This window comes from Finegoldia sp. P2-F-LR (assembly GCF_052932265.1).
In genome coordinates this window covers 1-382 of sequence record NZ_JBRFJF010000036.1, presented here as the reverse complement: position 1 = coordinate 382, position 382 = coordinate 1, and the positions used below count along the sequence as shown (strand labels likewise).

Genomic DNA, 382 nt, shown 5'->3' with positions numbered 1-382 from the left:
AGGAATTAATCGTGGACAACTTTATTCATGGGTTAACAAGTATAAAATTTATGGATATAATGGTCTTGTAAATAAAAAGAAAGGTCGTAAACCTAAGAATACAACCATGAAAAAAACGAATATCCATGAAGCAAAAAAACTTAATGAATCCGAAAGAGAAGAACTCATAAGATTGAGAGCAGAAAATGAATATATAAAGGCAGAAAATGAAATAATAAAAAAAGAAATCGCCTTGAGAGAAAAGAACTACGCTGCGCAACTCAAGGCGAAAAAGCAGCGATTGTCAAAAAACTCAAAGAAAAAGGCTACAGACTAAAATATCTTTTAATAGCTATTGATTTGCCAAAATCAACATACTACTTTGAAATTAATAAAGTTGATG

The 382-nt window shown here is 30.1% G+C and carries 1 protein-coding gene; it reads left to right on the top strand.

Annotated features, from left to right (window positions below; genetic code table 11):
- On the top strand, positions 1–316 hold a 316-nt coding region (locus tag ACU68W_RS09285; RefSeq protein ID WP_446756441.1), incomplete at its 5' end, for a helix-turn-helix domain-containing protein.
- Positions 317–382 lie beyond the last annotated feature (66 nt).